25 protein-coding genes are annotated in these 24,578 nt (G+C 58.7%); 9 read left to right on the top strand and 16 right to left on the bottom strand.

The window, feature by feature from the left end; all coding sequences use genetic code 11:
- Positions 1-513: a hypothetical protein gene (locus tag VJU77_07700; GenBank protein HKP03238.1), complete on the bottom strand. Its 513-nt coding sequence runs from the start codon at positions 511-513 to the stop codon at positions 1-3.
- An 80-nt stretch (positions 514-593) separates the two neighbouring features.
- Between VJU77_07700 and VJU77_07695 the strand changes: the two genes are divergently transcribed.
- Both VJU77_07695 and VJU77_07690 read left to right on the top strand, forming a co-directional pair.
- Positions 594-818 carry a hypothetical protein gene (locus VJU77_07695; GenBank protein ID HKP03237.1) on the top strand — a complete coding sequence of 75 codons (225 nt, stop codon included), beginning with the start codon at positions 594-596 and terminating at the stop codon, positions 816-818.
- A 124-nt stretch (positions 819-942) separates the two neighbouring features.
- On the top strand, positions 943-1,209 hold the full coding sequence (locus VJU77_07690) for a hypothetical protein (protein ID HKP03236.1): 267 nt from the start codon (positions 943-945) through the stop codon (positions 1,207-1,209).
- Positions 1,210-1,314: 105 nt separating this feature from the next.
- On the opposite strand, the gene VJU77_07685 is transcribed toward VJU77_07690, so the two are convergent.
- Positions 1,315-2,529 (bottom strand): P1 family peptidase, encoded by a 1,215-nt coding sequence (locus VJU77_07685; protein HKP03235.1) that lies wholly within the window; start codon positions 2,527-2,529, stop codon positions 1,315-1,317.
- Between the two features lie 134 nt (positions 2,530-2,663).
- Between VJU77_07685 and dnaX the strand changes: the two genes are divergently transcribed.
- Together dnaX and VJU77_07675 are read left to right on the top strand one after the other, a co-directional pair.
- Positions 2,664-4,337, top strand: coding sequence for a DNA polymerase III subunit gamma/tau (gene dnaX, locus VJU77_07680; protein HKP03234.1), 1,674 nt, complete (start codon positions 2,664-2,666; stop codon positions 4,335-4,337).
- Positions 4,338-4,365: 28 nt separating this feature from the next.
- On the top strand, positions 4,366-4,677 hold the full coding sequence (locus tag VJU77_07675) for a YbaB/EbfC family nucleoid-associated protein (GenBank protein HKP03233.1): 312 nt from the start codon (positions 4,366-4,368) through the stop codon (positions 4,675-4,677).
- Between the two features lie 51 nt (positions 4,678-4,728).
- On the opposite strand, the gene VJU77_07670 is transcribed toward VJU77_07675, so the two are convergent.
- Complete coding sequence (locus VJU77_07670) at positions 4,729-5,511, bottom strand: histidinol-phosphatase HisJ family protein (GenBank protein HKP03232.1); 783 nt, start codon at positions 5,509-5,511, stop codon at positions 4,729-4,731.
- A gap of 84 nt (positions 5,512-5,595) precedes the next feature.
- A complete protein-coding gene (locus tag VJU77_07665) occupies positions 5,596-6,117 on the bottom strand; it encodes a BsuPI-related putative proteinase inhibitor (protein ID HKP03231.1) in 522 nt (173 codons plus the stop codon).
- Positions 6,118-6,172: 55 nt separating this feature from the next.
- Between VJU77_07665 and VJU77_07660 the strand changes: the two genes are divergently transcribed.
- Positions 6,173-7,207 (top strand): M23 family metallopeptidase, encoded by a 1,035-nt coding sequence (locus VJU77_07660; protein HKP03230.1) that lies wholly within the window; start codon positions 6,173-6,175, stop codon positions 7,205-7,207.
- Between the two features lie 80 nt (positions 7,208-7,287).
- On the opposite strand, the gene VJU77_07655 is transcribed toward VJU77_07660, so the two are convergent.
- The 3 genes from VJU77_07655 to moaA all read right to left on the bottom strand — a co-directional run bounded on the left by VJU77_07655 (position 7,288) and on the right by moaA (position 9,415).
- A complete protein-coding gene (locus VJU77_07655; protein ID HKP03229.1) occupies positions 7,288-7,770 on the bottom strand; it encodes a MogA/MoaB family molybdenum cofactor biosynthesis protein in 483 nt (160 codons plus the stop codon).
- A gap of 144 nt (positions 7,771-7,914) precedes the next feature.
- Positions 7,915-8,391, bottom strand: a complete 477-nt coding sequence (gene moaC / locus VJU77_07650; GenBank protein HKP03228.1) for a cyclic pyranopterin monophosphate synthase MoaC — start codon at positions 8,389-8,391, stop codon at positions 7,915-7,917.
- A 22-nt stretch (positions 8,392-8,413) separates the two neighbouring features.
- Entirely contained in the window at positions 8,414-9,415 is a 1,002-nt protein-coding gene (gene moaA, locus VJU77_07645) for a GTP 3',8-cyclase MoaA (GenBank protein ID HKP03227.1), read from the bottom strand.
- 84 nt (positions 9,416-9,499) lie between these two features.
- Between moaA and VJU77_07640 the strand changes: the two genes are divergently transcribed.
- Positions 9,500-10,012: a hypothetical protein gene (locus VJU77_07640; GenBank protein ID HKP03226.1), complete on the top strand. Its 513-nt coding sequence runs from the start codon at positions 9,500-9,502 to the stop codon at positions 10,010-10,012.
- A 279-nt stretch (positions 10,013-10,291) separates the two neighbouring features.
- Here VJU77_07640 and VJU77_07635 read toward each other — a convergent pair whose 3' ends face one another.
- Positions 10,292-12,445, bottom strand: coding sequence for a hypothetical protein (locus VJU77_07635; GenBank protein ID HKP03225.1), 2,154 nt, complete (start codon positions 12,443-12,445; stop codon positions 10,292-10,294).
- A 177-nt stretch (positions 12,446-12,622) separates the two neighbouring features.
- Between VJU77_07635 and VJU77_07630 the strand changes: the two genes are divergently transcribed.
- Both VJU77_07630 and VJU77_07625 read left to right on the top strand, forming a co-directional pair.
- Positions 12,623-14,626 (top strand): tetratricopeptide repeat protein, encoded by a 2,004-nt coding sequence (locus tag VJU77_07630; GenBank protein HKP03224.1) that lies wholly within the window; start codon positions 12,623-12,625, stop codon positions 14,624-14,626.
- Between the two features lie 39 nt (positions 14,627-14,665).
- On the top strand, positions 14,666-16,207 hold the full coding sequence (locus tag VJU77_07625; GenBank protein HKP03223.1) for a menaquinone biosynthesis decarboxylase: 1,542 nt from the start codon (positions 14,666-14,668) through the stop codon (positions 16,205-16,207).
- Positions 16,208-16,288: 81 nt separating this feature from the next.
- On the opposite strand, the gene VJU77_07620 is transcribed toward VJU77_07625, so the two are convergent.
- From VJU77_07620 to lepA, 7 genes are all read right to left on the bottom strand, one after another.
- Entirely contained in the window at positions 16,289-16,663 is a 375-nt protein-coding gene (locus VJU77_07620) for a glycine zipper domain-containing protein (protein HKP03222.1), read from the bottom strand.
- A gap of 61 nt (positions 16,664-16,724) precedes the next feature.
- The gene (locus VJU77_07615; GenBank protein HKP03221.1) at positions 16,725-17,561 is read right to left on the bottom strand and encodes a squalene/phytoene synthase family protein; all 837 of its coding nucleotides are present in this window, start codon (positions 17,559-17,561) and stop codon (positions 16,725-16,727) included.
- 120 nt (positions 17,562-17,681) lie between these two features.
- A complete protein-coding gene (locus VJU77_07610; GenBank protein ID HKP03220.1) occupies positions 17,682-18,872 on the bottom strand; it encodes a hypothetical protein in 1,191 nt (396 codons plus the stop codon).
- 108 nt (positions 18,873-18,980) lie between these two features.
- Complete coding sequence (lepB, locus tag VJU77_07605) at positions 18,981-20,075, bottom strand: signal peptidase I (GenBank protein HKP03219.1); 1,095 nt, start codon at positions 20,073-20,075, stop codon at positions 18,981-18,983.
- Positions 20,076-20,158: 83 nt separating this feature from the next.
- Entirely contained in the window at positions 20,159-20,491 is a 333-nt protein-coding gene (locus VJU77_07600; protein ID HKP03218.1) for a hypothetical protein, read from the bottom strand.
- Positions 20,488-20,838, bottom strand: coding sequence for a type II toxin-antitoxin system RelE/ParE family toxin (locus tag VJU77_07595; protein HKP03217.1), 351 nt, complete (start codon positions 20,836-20,838; stop codon positions 20,488-20,490). The genes VJU77_07600 and VJU77_07595 overlap by 4 nt, the downstream gene beginning before the upstream one ends.
- A gap of 16 nt (positions 20,839-20,854) precedes the next feature.
- On the bottom strand, positions 20,855-22,663 hold the full coding sequence (lepA, locus tag VJU77_07590) for a translation elongation factor 4 (protein HKP03216.1): 1,809 nt from the start codon (positions 22,661-22,663) through the stop codon (positions 20,855-20,857).
- A 181-nt stretch (positions 22,664-22,844) separates the two neighbouring features.
- On the opposite strand from lepA, the gene VJU77_07585 reads away from it, so the two are divergent.
- On the top strand, positions 22,845-23,837 hold the full coding sequence (locus VJU77_07585; protein HKP03215.1) for a FecR family protein: 993 nt from the start codon (positions 22,845-22,847) through the stop codon (positions 23,835-23,837).
- Positions 23,838-23,872: 35 nt separating this feature from the next.
- Here the strand turns inward: VJU77_07585 and VJU77_07580 are convergent, their stop codons facing one another.
- Positions 23,873-24,484 carry a hypothetical protein gene (locus tag VJU77_07580; protein ID HKP03214.1) on the bottom strand — a complete coding sequence of 204 codons (612 nt, stop codon included), beginning with the start codon at positions 24,482-24,484 and terminating at the stop codon, positions 23,873-23,875.
- Positions 24,485-24,578: the final 94 nt, after the last annotated feature.

The following is a 24,578-nucleotide window of genomic DNA, read 5'->3' as shown; positions in this document are numbered from 1 at the left end:
TTAGCAGCGCGGAGGCGCTTCTTTGCCGAGCAGATTGCCCACGGTCATGCGTTCGGAGACCGGCTCAAGCTCGGCAATAAATTTGCAGAATCGCTCGGAAAAAACCGCGGAGCGTTTGCTCAGGTAGTAATCGATTCCCGGCGTGTTCACGTAATGCTGGAGCAGCTCACGCCAACCAAGCCAAAGCTGGGTGTCGAGCAATCCATACACGTAATGGTAATGGATCGTTTCCAGGGCCTTGAGGAATTGATGGGCGGCGTGGAAAAATCGGGCCTGATCTTCCGGAGATAGCGCGCCGAGATTCTCCAAGCCGGTCCGCCAGACGCGTCCCAGCTCCGCGTTTTCCATGAACGGCTTGGTAACATCCCGCAGCGCCGCCGCGGCTGCGTCCATCGCCGCGACCCGCGCAACGCGGGTGCTGCTGCGCAGTTGCACCGCCAGATAGAGGACCGAGACCACCACCGCGATCGAACTGATCAGCTGCGAAATGGCGTTGATGGCGTCCCAATTCATCTCGCCGCAAGCTAGAGAACTAGCCGCCAGATTTCCACTCGCGAAATTACGAAAGCGCCCGGATCGTTAACCGCGCCCTCATGAATCCCTACGCCAGGCCCAAAGAGAAAAAGATCGGCGCGAACCGACCCAAGATTTCGCATTCGCCGAGCGAGCTGGAGACGCGGACGCGCCAGCAGCGCCAGGTCGAAAAACAAGCGGTCGCGGCGGAGCGGCGAGCCATCAAGAAATCGGCAAGGAGACATCTCAAGCAGGAACTGGAGGAGGAAATTTCGAAGCTCGAAACTCGAAATCCGAAACAATAACCGAATCGGAAATACGGAAAACGGTTTCGCACTATTCGCTCTTTCGGAGGATGGCACCGAGCTTCGTATTTTGAGCTTAAAAGCGCACAACCCGGCTCACATCCTGCTGTTCAAGCGGGCCGCCATGAAAAGCTCATCTCAAGCCCACCTCCTCTCCGACAACTTCATCGATAGTCGCCGCCTGATTACCGGCCTAAAGCAGGCTCTGGATGTGAATTACGCCCGGGTCCTGGGCGCAGCGAAAGACCAATGGGAGCGATGCTTCGAAGGCAACGATCCCAGCGACGCCTGCGTGAGCGTGCGAATCACTTCTGGTAAACCCACGGCGGGTGTGATCCGGAAACCGGCGGTCCGCTTCCTAAACGTACATCCGCGTCGATTGCTGGCCTAGGTCACCAGAGCCTTTCTGGAGACGGCACGCCTTCGTGCCGTCGGGAGCCAGCCTCTTTCCTGATCAAGCCTCTCTCCTCCGGCCTGGTGGCAGGCCGGCTCCATCTCACGGCGTCGCTCCAGGCTGGGCGCGGTTGTATTTCTTCAAGAGCTCGCGCACACGGTCGTGCGAGAGAGCTTCCACGCGGTGATCGTCCCGGCCGGTCATGCTTTGATTGTCGATGAGCGCATTGACGACTGCTTCCTCGGTCGCCTGAACCGTGGCGTCGAAAATTGGATCGAGCCGGTCGTTCGGAATCGTTTCGACTGACCGGGTAAGCTTCTCGGGATTGGACGCTTCCGGGTTTGCCGTCGAAAAGGCGAGGAACAAATCGCCGGAACCGTTGCCGGAAACTGTCCCGGTGCGCGCGAGGCCGAGCGAAACCCGCCGGGCAAGGCGCTTTAGTTGGTGAGGCAAGAGGGGCGCGTCCGTCGCGACTACCGCGATGCAGGAGCCGTTTTCTCTCTTGTAAACGCTGCCCGGAATTTCCGTCCCGACGGGCATACCCGCGATAGTGAGCTGCGGTCGCCGCCCAAAATTCGCCTGGAGCAAAACCCCGACGGTGAAAGAACGCGGAGGAGCGTCCTTTTTCTCGCGCATCTCGATCTTGCGGGAGGCGGTCCCAGTTCCGCCCTTGAACTCATAACAGACCATCCCGGTTCCGCCGCCGACGCTCCCTTCTTCGATGGCGCCGCCGTGAGCGGAGTTGAGCGCGTTGAAAACGTGCTCGGGCTTTACGTGAAATCCGTTCGTATCGTTCAAAAAACCGTCCCATGTTTCCGCGACGACCGGCAGACTCCACGCAAAGCCGAGCGTATCTGCACCACCCCGCGCCACTCGCCAGGCAATGATCGCATCACGGACGACGCCGACGCTGTGGGTGTTAGTGATCGCGATGGGCCCTTCCAGGAAACCACCTTCCTCCAGCCAGGCCGTGCCGGTCATTTCGCCATTCCCGTTCAAATTGAAAACGCCGGCATAAACCGGGTCGTCCGTTTTCCCACGCGGGAGGATCATGGTGACCCCCGTTCTGACCGGACCTTTGCCGACCTCGAGCTTACCTTCGCCGCTGATCAACGTGCTATAGCCGACCTCGACGCCGGCCACGTCGGTGATGGAATTAAGGGCGCCCGGGGTGCCGTCAAAAGGAATGCCGAGAGCACGGGCGCGAACCGCGGTTTGGCTGGGTGGTGGAGACGTCTGCGGTTCGCGGGCGGAGAGGGGCGGCGTTAGAAACAAAGCGACCGCGAGAATGGAGAGACGTGGCGAGATGATTGTCATAGCGAAGGGCAAAACGTCCAACGCCCAACGCCCAACGTCCAACGCCGAATGGAGGAAAGCGTAGACGCAAACCAAGGAGCGGCGGTTTTCTGATTTCTGTTTTCGCGGACGATTGGCCGGATTAGATTCGAGGTGTGAGTTATCAGGTTTTCGCGAGAAAGTACCGCCCGCAAACATTCGACGATCTCGTCGGCCAGGCTCACGTCACGCGCACGCTCAAGAATGCCGTCGACCAGAACCGGCTCGCCCATGCCTATCTCTTCGTGGGACCGCGCGGGACGGGCAAGACATCCACCGCCCGAATCCTCGCGAAAGCGCTCAACTGCGTGAAGGGGCCGACGGTTACGCCGTGCGGCGTGTGCGATAGCTGCAAGGAAATCGCGGCCGGCAACAGCCTCGACGTTCTCGAAATCGACGGGGCCAGCAACAACGGCGTCGAGCAGGTGCGCGAACTGCGGGACAACGTCCGTTACGCGCCGACCAAGGGGAAATTCAAGATCTACATCATTGACGAGGTGCACATGCTCTCGGCGGCGGCGTTCAACGCCTTGCTCAAGACGCTCGAGGAACCGCCCGCGCACGTGAAATTCGTCTTCGCCACGACCGAGCCGCAGAAAGTGCTGCCTACGATCCTGAGCCGGTGCCAGCGATTCGATCTCCATCGCATCCCGGCAAACCTGATCGCGCAGCATCTCCAATTCATTGCCGGGAAAGAAAAGATCGCACTCGATCCGACCGCAGCCCACGCCATCGCAAAAGGCGCGGATGGCGGATTGCGCGACGCGGAGTCGATGCTCGATCAACTCGTCGCTTTTTGCGGAGAAAACATTGCCGAGTCCGATGTCCTGAACGTTTTCGGATTTACGAGCGAACAGACCGTCGCCCAGTTCACCGAAAAGATTTTGCGCGGCGACACGCCGGGCGCGCTCGCGCTGCTCCATGCCGAAGCCGATAGCGGCAAAGACATGATGAAGCTCATGTCCGATCTGATTTCGTATCTGCGCGATTTACTCGTCGGCAAAGTGAAACCGGAAGCGCTGGCGGAAGACTTGAATCCGGATCTGCAGGAATCACTCGAAAGCCAGGCGGCGCTGATCGAAACGGATCGGCTCCTCGAATTGATCGATCAATTCGCGGCCGCGGAAGGACGAATGAAATGGGCGCCCAACAAGCGGCTCCATTTCGAAGTCGCCGTGATCAAGGCGATCCAAACCCTGAGCCAGGTGACGTTGAACGACGTCATCGAGAAACTGGCCGCGTTGCGGAATGGGAAAGCCTCGACGGTCACCGGGAGCTCCCTTGGAGCCGGGATCGGTGATCCCGGCCCGCCAGCAGCAAGAACGAAAGCTCCCGAAAAATCTGTGGAAACGCCTGCACCGGCCGGGATCACCGATCCCGGCTCCAACAAGGTGCAAGAGCAACCGACCATTGATCCGAAGGAGGCCTGGCGAAAGACCGTGGAGAAAGTCCGCGCCACTCGGCGTTTGATCGCGGGTTGGGTAGAGGCGGGCACGGCGCTGGGGATCGAAGGTCGCTTTCTGATGGTCGGGTTCCCGCCCGAACAAAAAGCCGCAATGGAATCGCTCTCCATCCCCAAGACCCGCGATTACATCGACGCCGTTCTAAAAGAAGTGAGCGGCCAGGATTGGAAAATAAAGTTTGTGATCAAGGAAGGGCTGCCGGTCACCGCGCCGGTGGAAACGGCCGCGCCAAAAAAGGCGGAAACCCAGGCGACCTTCCAGGACGACCCGCTCATTCGCGAGGCGTTGGAGATTTTCAAGGGCGAAATAAAAACCGTGACGGACTGACTGCGAACGTTTCGCGAGGATACCACTTATGAATCTGAACAAGTTAATGAAGCAGGCGCAGAAGATGCAGGAGCAGATGGCGAAAACGCAGGCCGAGCTGGAGGACAAAACGGTCGAAGTCCAGGCAGCGGGCGGGAAAGTGACGGTGGTCGCCAACGGCGCCGGCGAAGTGACCTCGATCAAGATCGCGAAGGAGATCGTCGATCCTGAGGACGTGGAATTTCTGGAGGAAGCAGTCCTGAGCGGCGTGAAACAGGCGATCGCGCAAGGAAAGGATCTCGCTCAAAGCGAGATGACCAAGATCACCGGCGGCCTGGGTTTGGGCGGATTGGGACTGTAGGGCAAGCGCGTCGCTTGCCGGGGGAAAATCGTGGCAGGCGGAGCGCCTGCCCTACAATCGCTGGAGCTGCGCTTTGTGCTGCTCAAAAACACAAACCTCCCGAATCCCGAGCTCCTGCATCTTCTCCGCGAGCCGCGCATAGTTCTCCCCGAGCTGGACGTGGGAATGGGCGTCGGAGGCAGTGGTGAACCGGATTCCCTTCTCCATGGCGAGCCAGATAATCTCATCGGAGGGATAAAGCTCTTTCACGGGCTTCCGCCAGCCGGCCGTCGATAGCTCGATGGCGAGTCCCCGCGCAGCAACGAAGTCGAGCGTTTCGGCAACCAGATCGCGAACCGGCGCCCTCGATCGATGGCCGTGGATCTTGATGAGGTCCAGATGCGACAGGCAATCGACCAGCCCAGTCCCGGCAACTTCCCGGATGCGGCGAAAATAATCGGCGTAAACCTCGTCGATATCGCGTCCGGAAAATTGTTCCGCGCCGGCCGGGACGCTGTCGAACATTTGATCGGGCCGGTCCAGGTAGTGAACCGAACCGAGGACGAAATCGAGACGTTTCCAATTCTTTTCCACCCATTGCCGGCCTGCGGCCGAAGTCTCCGGGTCGTTATCCAGCTCGAGCCCGGCGCGGATTTTTATGTCAGGATTTGCGGCCCGCAATTTTTCGAGCTCATCGAAATCGATCCCGGCGTGGTAGCGATCGTGATCCGTGAACGCGATATCGGTCAGCCCGCGTTCGCGCGCGCTATCCACCCACGGTTGGAGCAACGCCTGGGTGAAGGGTTGAACGCGATGCCCCTGGGGATGGCTGTGGTAATCGGAGAATAAATGCAATGTGATTGGTGATTAGTGATTGGTGAATAGATAGGCAACCACTCACTCATCACCAATTACTATTCACTTGGCGCGCGGAGCGCGCTACGGCGCCGTCAGAAATTTCTGCCGGACGCGGAGCTCAGGGTATTGCGGAAAGAAAACCTCGGCGATGAAAACTTTGTTCGCGGTCAGGTCGCGGGTCGCGATCGTTTCGGGATAATTGATGTGCTCCAAAGGATTGATCAGGACCGTGCCAGCTTTCTCCTCGAAGGCATGGTTGTCGGTCCAGGTGGTGAGAATAGCGTCGGAAGAATTTCGCAGATAAATCTCGAACCGTTGTTCAGTGGGAAAATCGAGAACCACCGCCTTCTTCGATACGTTCCGCAGCGTCAGGTTTATCTGCAATTGGCGCACCTCGGAGAGTTTCACGGGTTGCGGTGAAAGTTTTAGCTCCAGGACGAGACCGCGGAGCCGCGAATCTTTATAAGTCGGCACCGGATTGGACTGAAAGGGATGGAGCATCCGGGTGAACCAGCCGCCTCGCCGCTCGGGCGTCGGTTCCTGGGCGGAAAGATCGCCTGCAAGTGCCAGCGAGAGCAGGGCTAAGACAAGCGAACGGCTCATGAGCGGCTAATCACCAAACGTTGCAAATAGTGTCAAACCCTTTATCAATCCCGCCATGAGAACAGCCGGATTCGCCGCCCTCATGGCCTTAATCGGCCTGCCAATTGTCGCGCAAACCCAGACGCCCCTCAACCTCGTTCTCCCGACCGAAAACGACGCCATTTTCCGCGGGGATGGGGAGGCCTTTTACCAATACATCGAGCGGGATTACCAGGGAGTTAAATCGACGCCCTGGGAAGGCGGCCGTTATGGATTCGTCCGCAATCCGGTCGAGACAGGGAGCGGCATAGTTTACACCCGTCTCCACGAAGGAATCGACATCCGTCCCCTCCAGCGAGACGCCCAGGGAGAGCCGCTGGACGCCGTGCGGGCCATCGCCGGGGGCACCGTGGTGCATACCAACACGGTCCCCGGGTTTTCGAATTACGGACGATACGTGGTGGTCGAGCATAATTTCGACGGCTGCAAATATTACAGCCTCTACGGCCACCTGAGCTCAATCGCCGTGCACACCGGGCAAAAGGTCCAGCCGCGCGACCAGCTCGGCGTGATGGGTCATACCGGCGAAGGTTTGAACCAGGCCCGCGCGCACGTCCATCTAGAGCTGAACCTGCTCTTGAGCCGGCATTTTGAAGCGTGGCACGACAATTTTTTCAAAAACGATCCAAACCACAACGGCCTCTATAACGGACTGAATCTGGCCGGACTCGATATTGCCCGGCTCTATCTGGCTCTCCAAAAACAGCCTGGCCTGACCATTCCGCAATTCCTGGCCGAGGAGGAAACACTTTATCGAGTGCTGGTCCCGGCTTCGAAAAACTTCGACCTGGCAAAGCTCTATCCGTGGATGGTGCGACAAAAAGCGGAGGGCGAACAGGGCAGCTGGGAGATTTCGTTCAACCGGGCCGGGGTTCCCCTCAAAGTCCAGGCAAACCCAAAAGTGGTTCCGGAACCGGAGCTCTCGTATCTGAAACCGGGCGGAGTCAATTCCGGCCTCCTCACGAACGAACGGCTGTCGGGCCGGGGTGCGAGCGCCCATCTCACGGAAAAAGGAAAGCAGTTTATGCGGCTGCTGACTTTTCCGGATTAAGGTAGGGACGTCGCGCTGCGGCGTCCGTCGGAACGCGCCATTATCCGGAGACGCCGCAGCGCGGCGTCCCTACCCGGAAATTAGCAGGATGTCGGCACGCGTTGCGCGAGCGCGACCGCGTGCGGGATCGCGCCCAAAACGAAACCGAGACATTCCACCGCGCCCGATGGCTTGCCGGGCAGGGCCAGGACGAGCGAACGGTCCACGATCGCGGCCAGACTGCGGGACAGAATTGCATTCGGCGTAATCTTCATCGATTCACGCCGCATCGTTTCGCCAAACCCCGGAATCTCCACCCGCATGATGGCGCGAATAGCTTCCGGTGTGACGTCGCGCTCGGCTACACCGGTCCCACCGGTCGTCAGAATCAGGCCGCACCCCTGATTTGAGAACGAGCGAATTGTCTCCTGGATGCGCGCGGCTTCATCCGGAACGATCGCTTCACTCAAAACCTGCCAGCCATAGTTCTCGGCCGCCTCTTTCACGGCCGGTCCGCCCAGGTCCTCGTATTCGCCGGAGGTGGCGCGGTCCGAGATAGTGATGATGCCGACGGTGATTTGCATGGTCAGGAGAGGCCAATGACGAATGACGCATGTCGAATGACGAAACAATGACGAAGCACGAATGACGAAAAGACCACGCGGCAGTGGCTTCGGACTTCGGGTTTTGTCATTCCTTCGTCATTCGTCATTCGAGCTTCGTCATTCTCAACGACTCACAGCGCTCTTTGTTTTTTCCACCAACCGCACATCGCCGATCACCATCTCCTTATCCAACGCCTTGCACATGTCGTAGATCGTGAGCAACGCGACGCTGACTCCGGTGAGCGCTTCCATTTCGACACCGGTTTGGGCGACTGTGCGCGCGGTGCAGCTGACTTTCGCGCCATCCTTCGCCAACTCGATTGTGACCTGCACGTCACTCAGCGGGATCGTGTGGCAAAGCGGGATCAGGTGTGCGGTGCGCTTGGCCGCTTGAATCCCGGCAAGGCGCGCGGTCGCAACCACATCGCCTTTCGCGATCTCGTTCTTGCGGATCAGCGCGACCGTTTCCTTCGCCAGGGTAATGCGCCCTTCTGCGACAGCCGTGCGCGCGCTCAACGGCTTCGCAGAGACATCGACCATCTTCGCCCGATGATCGCCACCGATGTGACTCAGCCCTTTCTTCTTCACGTCACACGCCACATGTCACATGTCACTTCCCCAATCACCCTCCGATCGCCACCATCATTCGGCCCGGCGAATAGTTTCCGCGAAAGTCGTGTTGCTCGGGTTTGCGTTCGACCACATCGAGGAAGAAGCGCCTCAGCTCGGCATCGGTCGCTCCCGCACGCAAGACTTTCATGATATCGAACTCGAGGTAACTGCCGAGGCAGGGTCGCAGTTTTCCGTCACAGGTGAGTCGCAGTTTGTTGCAGCTCTCGCAAAAATGCAGATTGGTCATCGCCCCGATGAAACCGAGGCGTTGGTCCCTCCCGGCGATCCGGTAGTAGGTCGACGGTCCATTGGTGCGGAACGACGGCTCGGGAATCAGCGGGCCGTAGCGCGACTCGAGCGACCGGCGCGCTTCCGCCACCGGCAAGAAATTGCTCTCATCGAGAACGTCGCTGTGACTCACCGGCATCAACTCGATGAAACGCAGGATGAGATCTCGGGCGGCGGCGAATTCCACGAGCGGAACGAACTGGTCTTCGTTCCGGCCGCGCATCAGGACGCAATTCAGTTTGATGAGCGGAAACTTCGCGGCAATCGCGGCTTCAATTCCATCGAGCACCTGCGGCAGAAAATCGCGGCCCGTTGTTTGGGCGTAAGCCTCGCGGTCGAGAGTATCGAGCGAGATATTGATGGAATTAACGCCCGCGCGACGCAATGCCTGCGCCATCGGCTCGCCTGTTCCGGTCGGGCGCGCCAGCAACGTGCCATTCGTGGAAAGTCCAAGGTCGTTAAGCCCGGGGATCATTGGCAGTTGGTGAAAGAAACCGAGCACGTCCCGCCGGGTAAGTGGTTCGCCTCCGGTGATCCGCACCTTCGTCACCCCAAGCTCCGACGCGATCCGGATCAACCGAAGCGTTTCCTCGTAGGTGAGGACATCCTCGCGGGCGAGCCATTCCTGTAATTCCCGCGGCATGCAATAAGTGCAGCGCTCGTTACAACGGTCGGTGATCGACACCCGCAGATAGGAAATACGATGACCGAATCGATCCTCCATGGAAGCGCAACGTTACGGTCGCGCCCGGGTTGAATCAAGATGGCACCGATTGACTCAACCAACGACCGAAGTATCTTTTTCAACATGAAGCGTCAAATTTCTTGGTGGGCGCTGACAGTTTCTCTTTGCGCCAGCGCGTTGTTTTTTTCCGGTTGTGCCACTCCCGAACAGCGGATCACCGATCATCCGCAGATTTTCCAGAGCCTTTCTCCTCGCGACCAGGATTTGGTCAAGGCGGGCAAAATCCGGGAAGGCATGACGCCTGACGCCGTTTATCTGGCCTGGGGGACGCCGGACCAGAAGGCAACGGGGGTGGCGCGCGGGCATTCAGTCGAGACGTGGATTTACAACGATTACTACTACGCTAATTCGCCTTACCCGTATCCCTACGGGCCGTATGGATATGGCGGCTACTTTGGCGGCGGCGCGGTGTTCCATCGCCACCACGGCCACCATTACGCGATTATCGGTAATCCCTGGTACGATCCATTTTTCTATTCCTACATTTCGCCTCGAGTCGCTTATCCATCGAAGACGGTCACGTTCACCGGCAACCGGGTCGTCTCAATTCAGGTGATGACCGAGCCTCGGCATTAATCGCCGCCGCGACGATTACCTCGCGGATTGATACGCGCCTTCAGCGCTCGCGACTAATCAATGACGGATTCCTGGGGCGTTGCCCCAGGCTAGCTTTGAATCGCGCCTGCGGCGCTAACGCTCACCGCTGCGACTAACCGAAGCCCGCGTCAAGGGCGCGCCCTCAATATCAGCCTGGGGCAGCGCCCCAGGATAGGATGATAGAAAAATCGGAGCGCTGAAGGCGCAGTGACGGGCGTCGCATCGGAACTCGTTGGCCGCGGACAAGGATCCGCGGGGCTAATTGAGATTGTAGAGCTCGATTAGGGCGATGCCGGTTGTGCCGCCTTTGCCCCGCACGATTGCCGTATAGCTGGTCGGCACCAGAGTCATTAGGATGGCGGAATCACGATTGTCCTGCGGCGCGAGTCCGCTGTTGATGATTTCCTGCTCCTGATCGCTCCGCCAATCATCGTTGGAAGCCAGCAGAGTGCCGGCGGCATCGCGAATCTCGAGAGTCGGATCCTGGAGCGCGCCAGGAACCCCCGCTCCTGCCAAATCGGGACCAATCGCGCGGATGACTAACTTCTGCGGAGCGCTCCCGTGGATAATTGTCCCACCGATCAGGACGCTGTCGCCCGTCCCGACGCGGCCACGGGTGGAGATGTTAAGAAGTTCAGTGGAGTTATCGCCCGAGCCGAGTTCATAGATTTCCACGGTGCCGATGCCGACGCCTCCGTTAGACCCGCTCACCTCCACGGTGAACTGCCGATTATCCACGAAGGGCGAGCCCAGGATAGGCGTTAGCACCGCTGCTTCCAGATCATTCGCCGGCGCCAACCCGGTATCGCGGATTTCCTGCTCCTGCGAAGTTTTCCAATTGTCGTTTTGAGCGACAATCTGGCCGTTGGAGCGACGGACCACGAGTGTTGGATCCGCCAGCGCGCCACTCACGTTCAAAGAAGGCCCCAGGGCCCGGATGAGTAACGTTCGTAAGAAGCCATTCCCGCGGATAAAGCCGCCGATTAGAACGTCATTGCCCGTTCCGACGTACCCGCGGGTCGAAATATTGGCGGGTTCCACCCTGTCATCCGAAGGGAAAAACTCGGAAGTCTCGTTTTCAGGGTTGGTCGCGGTGACGGTAATGAATTGATCCGCCAATGTCTGGATTGGGAAAGAAAAGCTGAAGGGCGCATCACCAAAGCTGTTCGTCATTACTTTCTCGGTCCCGAGCAGGGTTTGAGGCGCTGTGATTGTGGCCCCGTTAGCGAAAAACTGAAGGGTGAAGTCCGTGGAAGGCGTGCTGTTCAAGCCGCCTGTCACGGTTGTGCTCTCCGGCGTTCGCGTGACGGACAGGATAACCGGAAAATTCTGCACCTGATCCACGTCGCCAAAGTCGTTCTCCGTCCGTCCATGTGGTCCGATGTCGATATCAATGGATGAGTTGCCGTAAAACAGGTTTGAGAGAATCGAGGTTTGTCCAGCCAGAACCCCAGTCGTGTTGTAGGCGATCACATTGCCCTGCCCAGGCTCGAGGCCCCCGATGGTGTCAAAACCTGCGCTAGTGATTCCTATTCCGTTGCCAAAAGATGGACTTCCATCGGGCAATAGCCCGATCAGGTTTCCGCGGATGATCGAATTTCCTGAAAATGCCTGAATCGCAATTCCATTGTCAGCAAAGACATTTCCGGCGCCGGGTTCTCCGGTGCCAATGATGCTGTGCCCCGTGCTTATGGCGGTATCATTTCCATATCCTTGCCGGAAGCCGCTCGCATCGGTCCCGAAGTAGTTGCCAATTATCGTTGAATTCACCCCGGCGAATATGCCGACGCGATTCCCCGAGATGAGATTGCGAGCGGCGGGAGTATTGCCACCAACCGTGTTCCCAGTGCCCCCGAAAAAATAGATGCCGTAATCATTGCCGTTCAAAGTAACGCCGTCCGGCGTGAGGCCGATAAAGTTCCCCTCGACCCGGTTCCGGAAGCCATATTCTGGAATAGCGCTGCCGATCGAAATGGCTGCATAGTCCGCGTCCGGCCCGGAAAATCCGGTAAACGAGAGACCCCGGACCACGCTGTCATTGCCGTACATCAGCAGGGCGCCGGAGCCTTTGGCGAACGGCCCGCCACCATCCAGCTCAATCAGGATCACCGCGTTGTTTCCGACGGTCAGGGTGTTCGGACTCGCGCCGGGTTGAGTGTACCCGTCGACGGTGATGGAGGAACCAACCGCGACCCCCTCCTTATTCAGGTCAATGATGTGGACGCCGGGGCCCGGAATGTCGAAGACGATTTGATGTGGACCTGCAACTGAGTTGGCGTCGTTCACGGCCTGCACGAGCGAGCCGGGCCCGCTGGAGTTGCTATTCACAACCGTGAAAACGCCACCGTCGCCAATCCCCGGGAAGAAAACCAACACCGCAACGGCGGTCACCCAACGGCGGGGGCATTTCATGAGATGGTTTATGGACAGCACGCTGAGCGAACACAATCTTTTCTTACGCAGACCGAGAACAATCCCGACTCGCGATTGCGGGCCTCGCGGTTTCCCAAATTGAGGGAGCTTCGACGCAGACCGTCGCCCTTTTTTAATCGCCAACGCCGCAATCTCGACCCTTATTAGCCTCTCAATATGCCACGATTGTCCGCGCGCGTTTCCATTCTCCTGCTCTTCGGTTTTCTTGCCGTCTATCTCCTGCCGATGTTCCCGCATGGCGGGTCGGCGAATGAGTTGACCCGCTGGGCAACGGCCGCTTCGCTAGTCGAACATCGGTCGTTTGAGATCTCCTGGACGGAAAGCTTGATTGGGAAAAATGTCGATACGGCGCGGGTAGGCGAGCAACTCTACTCCAACAAAGCCCCGGGCACCGCGGTCCTGGCGGCACCGTTCTATGCGCTGACCAGAATTTTTGTCGGACCGCCCAATCCTTCGAACATCCGGACAAGCTGGTTTGTCATGCGCCTGGTGATTGGGACGCTGCCGCTGCTTCTGCTCGCACTCTGGTTCCATCGAAAAGGCGGGAATGAATTCTCGCTCGCGACGGTCCTGTTCGCGACGCCGCTCTTTCTTTATAGCCTCTTGTTTTTCTCCCACGTCTTCGTTGCCGTAGTGGTCTATTTCGCGTTTTGCCTGCTCTACGACTCCGACCGCGCCACCCCGAAAAAATGCCTCTGGGCCGGTCTGCTTTCCGGGCTTGCGGTCACTTGCGAACTTTCGTCGCTCTTTGCGATTCTGATCTTCGGCGCCGGGCTGCTCTTCACGGGGAAACGCGAACGCTATCGGCGCATTGCCTTTTTCGTCCTGGGCGGTGTGCCGTTCGCGATTCTGCTTCTCGTTTACAACAACTCGCTTTTCGGTTCACCGTTCTCGGTCTCTTATGCGCACGAGAGTTTTCCCGAGTGGGCCGAGGTGGCGAGCCAGGGCGTCTTCGGAATCGGCGTTCCAACCCCATCCAATGCGTTCCTCCTTCTCCTTTCACCCGCACGCGGCCTGCTCTTTTTCTCGCCGATTCTTATCCTGGCCATCATCGCGCATTTCACCGGGCGCGAACGCTCCACGCTCCGCCATCGAATCAAAACCTGCGCCGTCGTTTTCTCCTTCCTCCTCATGTGTGGACATGGCGCGGCGCACGGTGGCTGGGCGATGGGAGCGAGATATTTGATCCTGATTTTGCCCTTTCTGCTCGACTCGTTGGTGCGCGGCGATCTCGCCCGATTCTCCGTCCCTCTCCGGGGAGCGTTGTTCGCCGTTTCTTTTCTGCTCTGCACGATCCCGGCCCTCACGTTCCCTTTTCCGCCGCCGGAATTCAGTTTTCCCCACAACAATTTTTGGAGACCCCTTCTCGTCAACGAACATTGGTTCACGCCGACGCTGGGAAATGCTCTCGGATTGCCGGCGAGTGGCATCAGCCTCCTTCCCGTCCTCCTCGCGTTCCTGGGCGTGATTTGCCTGGTTTGTCTGAACGCGCGACAACGGAACGGTTTTGTTCTTGGAGTCCTGGCCGGTTTTGTCGTGGTGGGAACGTATGCCTTCCTGCCGAATCTGGATGACAAAGAGACCCAATTCAGGCGCGCGACCATCGCCGAGCGATTTTTCCGCCCGGCAAATCGTCTGGAACCCATTCGGCGCGAGGCGACGGCCGAAAAAGATTGGAAGACCTTGCGGCGAATCAATGAGTCGGAATGGAACATCGCGGACACCCGCGCCTCGGCGCCCGACGATTTTCCTTACTTGGAAACGAGGACTCTTAACCCCTCTCCGGTTGCGGAGTTGAAAAATGTCCTGGCCCTTCAGCAGACCGGGAAGGGCGCTGAAGGCGAACAGATCCTCCAGAACGCGAAAGCAAAGTATCCGTACGGGCGTTGCGAAATTTCCACCAATCTCGCCATCATTTATTACACCACGAACCGCAAAGAGCTGGCCCTGCAAGAGCTCGAGAGCGTTCAGTCGCTCGTCGATAAAGCGGCGAGTCCAAACTGTGCCCGTTCGCAGTTCCTTCTCGGTTCGCTCTATCAGGAGCTAAGCCGAAACGAAGACGCCCTGCGAGTTTTTCGTCAGTTCATGGCGAATACCGAAGGGGCGACCGACCCGGAGACCAAGAGTTATCGCCAGAAGCTCTCCGGAGCCGGGCTGTAGACTCTTGTTGTTCGGCCAGGAACACGCGATGCTTGGCCGATGTCGTACGCCTCATTTCGACAGTTTATCCAGGCGCTCGATGCGGCGGGGGAACTGACCCGCGTTTCGGCGCCGGTCGAGACCGATTTGCTGGTCTCGGAGTGGGCGAACCGTGAGATGAAAGCGCCGGGCGGCGGCAAGGCGCTGCTTTTTGAGAATCCGACCGTCGACGGCAAGCCCTCCCAGTTCCCGGTTGCGATCAATACCATGGGATCGCGCAAACGGATGGCGATGGCGTTGAAGGTCGGCAATATCGACGATGTCGCCCAGGAGATTCAGCTCATCCTCAAGGCGAAACCGCCGACCGATCTCCGCGAAGGTTGGAGCCTCCTCAAACAGGGTCTCAATTTGCTCCATGCCCGGCCAAAGCATGCGAAGGAGGGCGCATGCCAGGAGGTGTTCCACCGGTTTGAAGAAGCTCCAACTACCAGCGGCTCTCAACTCTCAACTCTCCCTTCGGCTCCCGCTCAGGGCCTGAGCCTGTCGAACGGCAACTCTCAACAATTCTCTCTCCGCGATCTGCCGATCTTGAAATGCTGGCCGAAGGATGGCGGGCGATTCATTACCCTGCCGAATGTGCATACGCGCGATCCGGAAACGGGGGCGCGCAACGTCGGCATGTATCGCATGCAGGTTTATGACGACCGGACAACCGGGATGCACTGGCAGGTGCACAAGGTCGGGGCGCGTCATGGGAAGCGTTACTACGAGCGCGGTGAGCGGATGCCAGTGGCGGTTTGCCTGGGAGGCGATCCGGCCTACACCTTTGCCGCCACCGCGCCGTTGCCGGACGGACTGGACGAGATTCTCTTCGCCGGATTTCTTCGAAAAAAATCAGTCGAGCTGGTGCCGTGTAAGACGGTCGATCTGGAAGTGCCAAATGATGTCGATTTCGTGCTGGAAGGTTATGTCCAACCGGGGGAGATGCGCCCGGAGGGACCGTTTGGCGACCACACTGGGTATTACACGGCGGTCGAGGATTACCCGGTCTTTCATTTAACGGCCATCACCCATCGCCGCGACGCGGTTTATCCCACCACGATTGTCGGCATCCCGCCGATGGAAGATTTTTACATGGGCGACGCCAGTGTCCGGATATTTCTGCCGGTCTTCAAAATGAATTTCCCGGAGCTGGTGGACATGACACTGCCGCCCGAAGGTGTCTTTCACAATCTGGTCTTCGTCAGTATCCGGAAACAGTATCCGTATCAGGCTTTCAAGGTGATGCACGGCCTCTGGGGGATGGGCCAGATGATGTTCAGCAAATACATCGTGGTGGTGGATGAAGACTGCGACGTCCATAACACGAGCGAGGTTCTGTTCCGCCTGTGCGCGAACACGGATCCGGAACGCGACAGCACCATCATTCGGAATCCAAGCGATTCGCTCGATCACGCGCCCAGCTCACAAAATATCGGATCGCACATGGGTTTCGACGCGACCCGAAAGCTGCCCGGCGAGAATTATCATCGTTCCTGGCCGGAACTGCTGAAGATGACCGACGAAGCCCAGGCGCTCGTCGACGCGTTGCGGAAACGGTAGGGATATCGCGCTGCGATGTCCGAGAATCCTCAAAGCCCGCGAACGCCGCAGCGCGGCGTCCCTACCATTGCGTCCCTGCCTTTACGGCTTGCGGAAGTAGCCGCCGCCGACCGGGTCGTCGACGAGGCCACCGTGCGGAACGTGACGCAGATCGTAAACGCGATGCGGCGGATACGGGCTCACGTATAGACCTGGACGCTCTGTTGGCCGGGCAAACGGAAAGCCGCCACGAGGATGCGGACCGTAACGGACTGCGTTCGCTTCGTCGATCGAAGCGCCAATGAGCGCGCCGGTGTTGGCGCCGATCAATGCCCCTACGGCGGCGCCTTCAGCGCTATGATGCGACGTGAGTCCCCCAATAACCGCCCCGGCGGCTGCCCCCCAGCCGGCGCCCTGGCCGGTGGCCGTTTCACACGAGGTAAAGGCCACGGCGACAAACAGAGCCACGGCAATCATAACTAAAACATTCTTCTTCATAATCCCTTGGTAAATTGGTTGGAGAAATTCTGACGGATGCTCAACCCCTCGCATTCAAGCAAAGTCGAAGAAGTTGGCCGGCTACGCGGCCGCTTTTTTCGATCTTGCTGAGCCTGTACTCCTTATCGAAGACCCGAAACCCGTCCCTCTTCATGCGCCGCAGCAGAGCATGATAGACCGACGCCATGATTTCCGCGGCCACCATCGAACGGCGATCTTCCCGCGGCAGCAGCGCGGCTGCTTTTGCAAAAAAATCCTCCGCGCGCTCGCTTTCGAATTCCATCAGGCGCACGAAGGCTTCGTTGTAATTACGCGTCCGCAGATCCGTCTGGGAATAATCGAAGCGGGCCAGGTCCGCCTGCGGCAGATAAATCCGGCCGTTCTCCAAATCCTTGCCGACGTCGCGGATAATATTCGTCACCTGCAAAGCTAACCCCAGTTCGATCGCGTAGTTGCGGCAGGCAGGATTGCGATAGCCGAAAATCTCGATGCTCACCAGGCCGACGGCGCTCGCGACGCGGTAACAGTAGAGCCGCAGCTCCTCAAACGTTTGATAGCGGACGTCGCCCAGATCCATCTCCACGCCATCGATGATCTCGTCGAGCATCGGCGGCGTGATCGCGTACTTCCGGTAGAGTCCCCGCACATCGCCCGCGAGGGCCGGCTCGTTCTCGGTCGGTTCCCGAATCCATTTTCGCCAGGCGCGCAGCTCCTCCGCCTTTTGTTCCACGGTGGTCTCGGGCGAGTCTGCGATGTCGTCGATCACGCGACAGAACGCGTAGAAGACGGTGATGTCGTTCCGGCGCTCCCGGCCGAGCGCGACAAAGGCGAGCGCCAAGTTCGACTTGCTGTCGCGCGTGATCTTGGCGGCATTCATTGCTCAACTTGGTAGGGACGGCGCGCTGCGCCGTCCGCGCGGAAATATCACGCGTCTGTCTTCCGAAAACAACGGACGCCGCAGCGCGGCGTCCCTACCAGGACTTGTATTCATGCCACGCTAATACTGAATCTCCGCCTGAATCCAGGTCTCCTGGTTCGCCCGGCGGGTTTCGCATTGGCGGAACAGACAGACCCACGACGCCAGGAGCCATCCCGTCATCAATCCACGCAAGCAGACGTAGATAACCTTCCACCCGATTACTCCCACCACGCGATCGGCGATGGCCGTGCGCACAATGGCGTCGCACGTGATGAGGAAAAAATAATGGATTGCCGCGATAAGCAGGAACCAGGCGACCCGGAAAAGGTTCGTGCGAATGAATTCCTTGTGAGCGGCAAACGCGGCCTTGAGCGTCTCGTTGTGCAGAACGAGCGACACCTGCATCGAACAGAAAACGATGATGAGCGCGCACATGATGAAGCGTTCACCCGGCAAATAGTCGAGGACGTCGGGAATATTCCAAAAATAGGCGAGCAGCAGCGGCATGCGAACGATGAACGTGCCGACAATGGCGACGATCCCCGCCCATTCCAGGACGTAGCTGAACCGTCGCATGGCGAACCCGAACAATTCGATTTCGCCAAAGCTCAATCCCTTAATCCAGGCGAGGCAAACCGTGATGAGGTAAACCTGAATGTAAACGCCAAAGAGATATTCAAAAATGAAAGCCACGGCATCCACGGTCGCGGAGATTTGGAGGAGGTGGGCGGCGGGTTCCGCCTGCCCCCAGACGGGCAATCGCCAGAAAACGATCGGTTTTAAAAGCGCGGCGAAAGCGCTGACCAGCAAGATCAGGTAGATGACGTAGCCCCAAAATCCGTATCGCTTTCTCAGGGCCCGAACCAGCGCGCCGTGCAAGCCACGCCAGTTCACCACCAGGAGAATCGCGGCCAGGATGGAGAGCGGATAGGTCGTCGTCGCGTTATCGAAAATCCCCGCGACCCCTTCCAGGGCGGGCAGCGGCACCTCGCGCCAGACTTCGACAAAGGCCGGCCATTCCCAGGCACCCGGGGCCGTGACCTGACTGAAGTCCAGCTCGGCGGCAGCGTGGACGGGGGTAAAGGTGGCGAATTGGAAAACCGAATAGGCGAAGCCGAGGAGGACGAAGGTGACCCAGACGCGTTTGAACCGCAGAATGCAGCGCAGACCATCGCGAAGGGCGAGCCGGATCGGGTTGAAAAAGAGCACGATCCCGTAACCGGCAAGCAGCCCAAGCCAGGGATAAACGCGAGGGATATGCGCCCCCATGTCGTGTTACGGAGCGATGGAGTAGTGGAGTGCTGGAGTAATGGAGAAATGCATTTTCGGATTCCCCATTACTCCACTACTCCATCACTCCATTACTCCGCTTCCTCGCTACCTGATAAATCCCCAGTGCCAGTTAAAAGGCCAATAAACGAACAGTCCGCGCCCGACCAGGTTCTCCTCCGGAACCGGCCCCCACCAGCGGCTGTCGTAGCTATTGTAGCTGTTGTCGCCCATGGCGAAATAGCGGTGTTCCGGCACCGTGTAGGTCTTCGTGGGGTCCGACACATAATCACGGCCCGGCGCATAGCCGCGGTATGGAGGTTTGGCCGACATCACTCGCGCGAAGCCAAATCCTTCCGCCACCTTCCCATTCACAAAGAGAAGCGGCGGATCGATCCGGAGCGCATCGTTAGGAAGACCGGCTAGGCGCTTGATGTAGAACGAATGCTCGCCCGTTTCCGGGTCCGCTGGGATGCCAAAAATCTGGTCGGTTCGAAAAACGAACACATTCCCCCGGTGCGGTTTCATGAAATTGTAGCTGAATTTATCCACAAAAACCTGGTCGCCGGTATCGATCGCGCCGCGAGCGATGACGTCGCCCTTGTTGTAGTGGTTCCCCGGAGCCAATTTGAAATCCTGGCGCAAGGTATCGGGCGGCGCGTAAACGAGGAAATTCTGCCGCTCACACTTGATGCGCGAGAAGGTAAAGAAAAAGCCGAACTTTTGGGGGGTGATCTGCTCAATGCGATCCTCCTCGGCGGAAACGACGTTGATGTAGTTGCGGCCGAGGACAAAAAACTCCGCCACCTGGCGCAAAATGTTCGGAGCCGGCTCCGTCATGGGATGGCCGATGATGCCATTGAGCGTCGGCTGCATCGAGCCGGTCGGGATCTTGAACGGTTGCAGGAAATAGGACCGGATGCCGATGGCAACGACGATCGCCACCAGGATTACCTCCACGTTTTCGCGCCAGGCGGCATCTTTCGGCGTGGGGAGATGCTGGGTGTAAAGCGCGTGCAGGCGTTCGGATTCCTCCTTAACCAAAAGCTCGTTTTTCTTCTTCAGCGCCTGGCGGACCCGCTCGATCTGCGCCTTCATTTCGGCACTGGTGCTTTCGCTCAGCAGGTCCCTGCGATAGCGAAGCAATTTGTCCGCATGCCGAATGAGCAGCCGCCCGTGTTTGATGTAACTCTTGGTAAACACTCGCGGAAGGTAGCCGCTTCACCCGCTTTGCAAAACCGGATTGTCGGGAACTGGTGTGAGAAAATCGGCGCCAACGAGGTGTGTCAGGCGGGCGTGAGCGTCGGTCTGAAATGCCGAATCGTGCGAATTGATTCCACAACGGCCGGAGGCTGCTTCGCCTTCGCCAAACTAATCCGCACGAGAAGACTTAGGGCAGCCTCCAACAGACCAGCCGGCGCGCGCGGAGTCTCTTCTTCGACTAGCGCAATGTCCCGGGCCTTGACACGCAAACGCTTACCCAGCTCACCACGGGTGAGTCGCGCTTCTTCACGCAGAAGCGCAATTGCTTCTCCAAGCTCGAGAAGGTGACGGGCCGCCGCGTAATGCGGATCGGCACTCATATTCTGCTCATGGAATTTTTGGAGATCGTCGTTCACAGATATCCGTGGCGTTGAAAATACCGTCTCTGCCTTTGCTGAGCAATTTCCATATCCTGTCGTGGGGTCTTTTGCGATTTCTTTTGAAAGCCGTGCAACAAAATGACTTTGTTCCCCTTCGCGGTGGAGGCCAGCACTCGATAAATATTGCCACCATATTCCGCACGAATCTCCCACAGTTTTTGGTCGCTCAATTTTTGCCAGAATTTGGCCGGGACGACGGAGAGCGTTCGTAGCATTTCCAGACTGCGAACGACCTTCGCGCGCGCCGAAGGTTCCAGCTCAGTTAGAAATTCCTCGACCGGTTTTTCACCAAAGTCCGTTTCGTAGAAAATGATCTCTCGCATGGGGGGAGACACACCGTCACTGCGCCTTGAGTACCTGGATAAAGGCTTCCTGGGGGATGTTGATCTTGCCGATGCTTTTCATCCGCTTTTTGCCTTCTTTTTGTTTCTCCAGCAGCTTCCGCTTCCGGGTGATATCGCCGCCGTAGCATTTGGCCGTCACGTTTTTTCGCAACGCGGAAACGCTTTCGCGAGCAATGATTTTTCCACCGATCGCCGCCTGGATCGCAACCTGGTAGAGCTGCCGCGGGATCACTTCCTTCAACTTCGCCGCCAGCATCCGGCCGCGGCTGTCGGCCCGGTCCCGATGCACGATGGTGGAAAAAGCGTCGACCGGTTCACCGTTCACGAGCAGATCGAGCTTCACCAATTTCGCGGCGCGATAACCGGCGTGCTCGTAATCCATCGAGCCGTAGCCGCGGGTGATGCTCTTAATCTTGTCGTTGAAGTCCACCAGGATTTCGTTCAAGGGCAGCTCGCAATGGAGCATGACGCGCCGGGTGTCGAGCGATTCCGTGTGGTCCATCAGGCCGCGCTTCTCCAGAATGAGCTGAAGGATGTCGCCGATGTTTTCATTCGGGCAAAGGACGTACGCTTTGACAATCGGCTCGCGGATTTCATCGATCACGCTTGGGTCCGGCAGGTGCGCCGGGTTATCGACGAGCAACGTCTCGCCTCGAGTGGTGAGGATCTCGTAAATGACGCTCGGCGAGGTGGCGATGATGTCCATGTCGTATTCCCGCCGCAGCCGCTCCTGGATGATCTCCATGTGGAGCAGGCCGAGAAATCCACAGCGGAATCCGAACCCAAGCGCGACCGAACTCTCGGGTTGATAGACAAACGCGGAATCGTTCAGCCTCAATTTCCCGATAGCGGCCTTCAAATGCTCGAAATCGCCGGTGTTGATCGGGTAAAGGCCGCTGAATACCATCGGATGGATTTCCTGGAAGCCGGGCAGCGGCTCGCGGGCGGGGTTGCGCAAATCGGTCACGGTGTCCCCGATCTTGATGTCCGCGGTGCTCTTGATGTTCGCGATGAAATAACCGACGTCGCCCGCCTCGAGCCGCTTTTGCGGAAACATCTTCGGGGTGAAGACCCCGACTTCCTTCACTTCGTAGCGGGCGTCGTTATTGATTAACTTGATGCCCTGGTCCGCCTCGATCTTGCCGGAAAAGATGCGGACGTAGGCAACGACGCCGCGGTAAATGTCGAAGACGCAATCGAAGACGAGCCCGCGCAAAATTTCATCGGCTGGTTTCGGCGGCGGCGGGATGCGGTGGACGACGGCTTCGAGAATTTCCTCAATGCCGATCCCCATCTTCGCGCTGGCATCGATCGCTTCCTCGGCGGGAATGGCGAGGATTTCTTCGAGCTGTTTGTGGACGGCGGGGATGTCGGCGTTCGGCAAATCGATCTTGTTGATGACGGGAATGATGGTGAGCCCCTGCTTGTGGGCGAGATGCACGTTCGCCACCGTCTGGGCTTCAACCCCCTGGGCGGCATCGACGATGAGGAGCGCTCCTTCGCAGGCGGCGAGCGAGCGTGAGACTTCGTAGGCAAAATCGACGTGGCCCGGCGTGTCGAGCAGGTTGAGGCGATATTTCTGGCCTGATTTGGCCGCGTAACGCATCGCGACCGGGTGCGCCTTGATGGTGATGCCGCGTTCGCGTTCCAAATCCATCGAATCGAGCAACTGGTCCTGCTTGTCGCGCTCGTGGATCGTGCCCGTGCGATCGAGCAATCGATCGGAGAGCGTCGTCTTGCCATGATCGATATGCGCGATGATGCAGAAGTTTCGGGTCAGCTCGATCGACATAAAGCGCAGCACTATGCGGGCGCGCCCGGGGTGGGTCAATGAGCGCCGCCTCGGCGCTCACTCTTGCTCATGCTCTTACTCCGCCCCCATCTGAAATCGCCGTGCCTCCCCTCAACCCCCGCGCTTGGTTTCGCCTCGACACCCTCACCAAAACTCCTCATTCTCAGCAGGTCCGCGAAAAACGATTTGTCCCATGAAACCGACCTCTAAAATCCTGACCGTCTCGATAATCAGCATGTTGTTTCTCGTGCCCCTGCCGGTCGCCAGCGCTGCGTCCAAGGAAGCACGCGTCACCCAGATCATTCGCGACGTGAGACTTCTTCCCTCGGAAGCCGCCGCGCGTCCCGCCGCGGTAAACGACAAGGTGTCCGAAGACACCGGCGTGCGGACGGGCGGCGATTCGCGTTCCGAGCTCACCTTTCCGGATTTGACCATTACCCGCCTGGGCTCGAACACGATCTTTAGTTTCACCGGCTCCGGCCACACCGCCAAAATCGAGAGTGGCTCGATCCTCCTGCGCGTGCCGAAGGATTCAGGCGGCGGCTCCGTAAAAACGAGCGCGGTCACCGTGGCTGTCACTGGAACCACCCTCATCTTCGAATCGGCCGGCGGGACGAAGAGCAAATTGATCACCCTCGAAGGAAGCGCCCGGATGGCCCTGGTCGCGAAGCCGAAGGATTATCGGTACGTCCGAGCGGGACAAATGCTGGATGTCCCAGCCGGCGCCACCACCCTGCCAATGCCGGTGAATATCAACCTTAATGACGTGATGAAGAGTCATCCGCTCATTACCGACTTCAAGCCGTTGCCGAGCCAGCCGCTCATTATGGCCGCGGCGCAGCAACAACAGCCCGCGCCGCAGGCGCCGCCTCCGAACTATACCGGGCCGAATATCAACATCGACATTGGAGGAATTCTTGGAGGAGGAACCCATCATAATCCTCGCCCGCCATCCACGCGGCCGCCGACCCAGCCTCCGGGCACTCATCCTCCTACAACTAACACCGGTCCGACTCAACCACCCCCAACGACAGGCCGAACGCCGGGGCAAACCAAAAACCCTCCCACCACAACAACAACCAACCCGCCGACCAAATACCCCCCAAAGAGCACAACGACGACAGTCCCTCGCAATCCCAAAGGCCCCAGACCAAAGCCGTCACCAACGCCTCCGGTCGTGCGGTAGCGACCGGCTGCCGGTCGCCAGTAAAGAAATCAGGCTTACCGCGTTTCCGGTTCCGGTTTGACGGCAGACGGAGTTGAATTCGCGGCGGGACGGGACGGTGTGGGCGTCGGGACAACTCGCTTGTTCAATACCTTTTGGTATTGGGCCTTATTCTCCACCCACTGGTAAAAGGGATCTTCCACGATCGGCCCCCAGACGAGGCGTCCGCCGTAGCGCCAATTATCGAGCAGAATTCCCTGGGCAAAGGGCTGGCCCTTCGCGGTGACGACAATGACGTTGTGCTCGCTCGCCGTCTTATCGAACGATTCCGCCCAATGAAACTCGAGCGTTTCCCATTTCAGCTCGGTAAGGCGGAGGAGAAGCCGCTCCGCGAACTGGAAGCAAAGGCCTCCTTTCCTGGCCCCGGTATTGACGAGGAAGTTTTGCAGGCCCGGCGGCCAGACTACTCTCCACTCTTTTTTCAGTTCCCGGCCGGTTGTATAAGCCATCGCGGCAACTCGCTGGGCTTCCTCGGGATCGACATTCGGACCGAGAGCCGCGATGCGAGCGCGCAACACCGGATCATCGGCCGAGGTGGCGAAGGCCGGATCCTTCTTCCGCCCTTCCGCGGTGGAAACCAGGAGGGCGAGCGCCAGAAATCCGATCATTACTGGCAGACCACGGCGATTCCGGAACCGTCGGCAGGAAAACATAAGGTGCATAAGTTAGTGCGCAGCGGCAGACGTCAAGCCGCCTCGAACC

This window comes from Chthoniobacterales bacterium, assembly GCA_035274845.1.
Lineage (GTDB): Bacteria > Verrucomicrobiota > Verrucomicrobiia > Chthoniobacterales > UBA10450 > AV80.
This window is presented reverse-complemented; position numbering and strand designations above follow the sequence as displayed.

Bases quoted from the DNA above. Each gene is read 5' to 3' on its own strand.
- VJU77_07690 (HKP03236.1), top strand. From the start codon at position 943: ATGAAAAGCTCATCTCAAGCCCACCTCCTCTCCGACAACTTCATCGAT.
- VJU77_07665 (HKP03231.1), bottom strand. From the start codon at position 6,117: ATGAGCCGTTCGCTTGTCTTAGCCCTGCTCTCGCTGGCACTTGCAGGC.
- VJU77_07620 (HKP03222.1), bottom strand. From the start codon at position 16,663: ATGATTGCCGTGGCTCTGTTTGTCGCCGTGGCCTTTACCTCGTGTGAA.
- VJU77_07595 (HKP03217.1), bottom strand. From the start codon at position 20,838: ATGCGAGAGATCATTTTCTACGAAACGGACTTTGGTGAAAAACCGGTC.
- moaA (HKP03227.1), bottom strand. From the start codon at position 9,415: ATGGAGGATCGATTCGGTCATCGTATTTCCTATCTGCGGGTGTCGATC.
- VJU77_07655 (HKP03229.1), bottom strand. From the start codon at position 7,770: ATGCAAATCACCGTCGGCATCATCACTATCTCGGACCGCGCCACCTCC.
- VJU77_07580 (HKP03214.1), bottom strand. From the start codon at position 24,484: ATGATCGGATTTCTGGCGCTCGCCCTCCTGGTTTCCACCGCGGAAGGG.
- VJU77_07625 (HKP03223.1), top strand. From the start codon at position 14,666: ATGTCGTACGCCTCATTTCGACAGTTTATCCAGGCGCTCGATGCGGCG.
- VJU77_07630 (HKP03224.1), top strand. From the start codon at position 12,623: ATGCCACGATTGTCCGCGCGCGTTTCCATTCTCCTGCTCTTCGGTTTT.
- VJU77_07610 (HKP03220.1), bottom strand. From the start codon at position 18,872: ATGGGGGCGCATATCCCTCGCGTTTATCCCTGGCTTGGGCTGCTTGCC.
- VJU77_07585 (HKP03215.1), top strand. From the start codon at position 22,845: ATGAAACCGACCTCTAAAATCCTGACCGTCTCGATAATCAGCATGTTG.
- VJU77_07675 (HKP03233.1), top strand. From the start codon at position 4,366: ATGAATCTGAACAAGTTAATGAAGCAGGCGCAGAAGATGCAGGAGCAG.
- VJU77_07700 (HKP03238.1), bottom strand. From the start codon at position 513: ATGAATTGGGACGCCATCAACGCCATTTCGCAGCTGATCAGTTCGATC.
- VJU77_07615 (HKP03221.1), bottom strand. From the start codon at position 17,561: ATGAATGCCGCCAAGATCACGCGCGACAGCAAGTCGAACTTGGCGCTC.
- VJU77_07685 (HKP03235.1), bottom strand. From the start codon at position 2,529: ATGACAATCATCTCGCCACGTCTCTCCATTCTCGCGGTCGCTTTGTTT.
- VJU77_07635 (HKP03225.1), bottom strand. From the start codon at position 12,445: ATGAAATGCCCCCGCCGTTGGGTGACCGCCGTTGCGGTGTTGGTTTTC.
- VJU77_07640 (HKP03226.1), top strand. From the start codon at position 9,500: ATGAAGCGTCAAATTTCTTGGTGGGCGCTGACAGTTTCTCTTTGCGCC.
- VJU77_07695 (HKP03237.1), top strand. From the start codon at position 594: ATGAATCCCTACGCCAGGCCCAAAGAGAAAAAGATCGGCGCGAACCGA.
- VJU77_07660 (HKP03230.1), top strand. From the start codon at position 6,173: ATGAGAACAGCCGGATTCGCCGCCCTCATGGCCTTAATCGGCCTGCCA.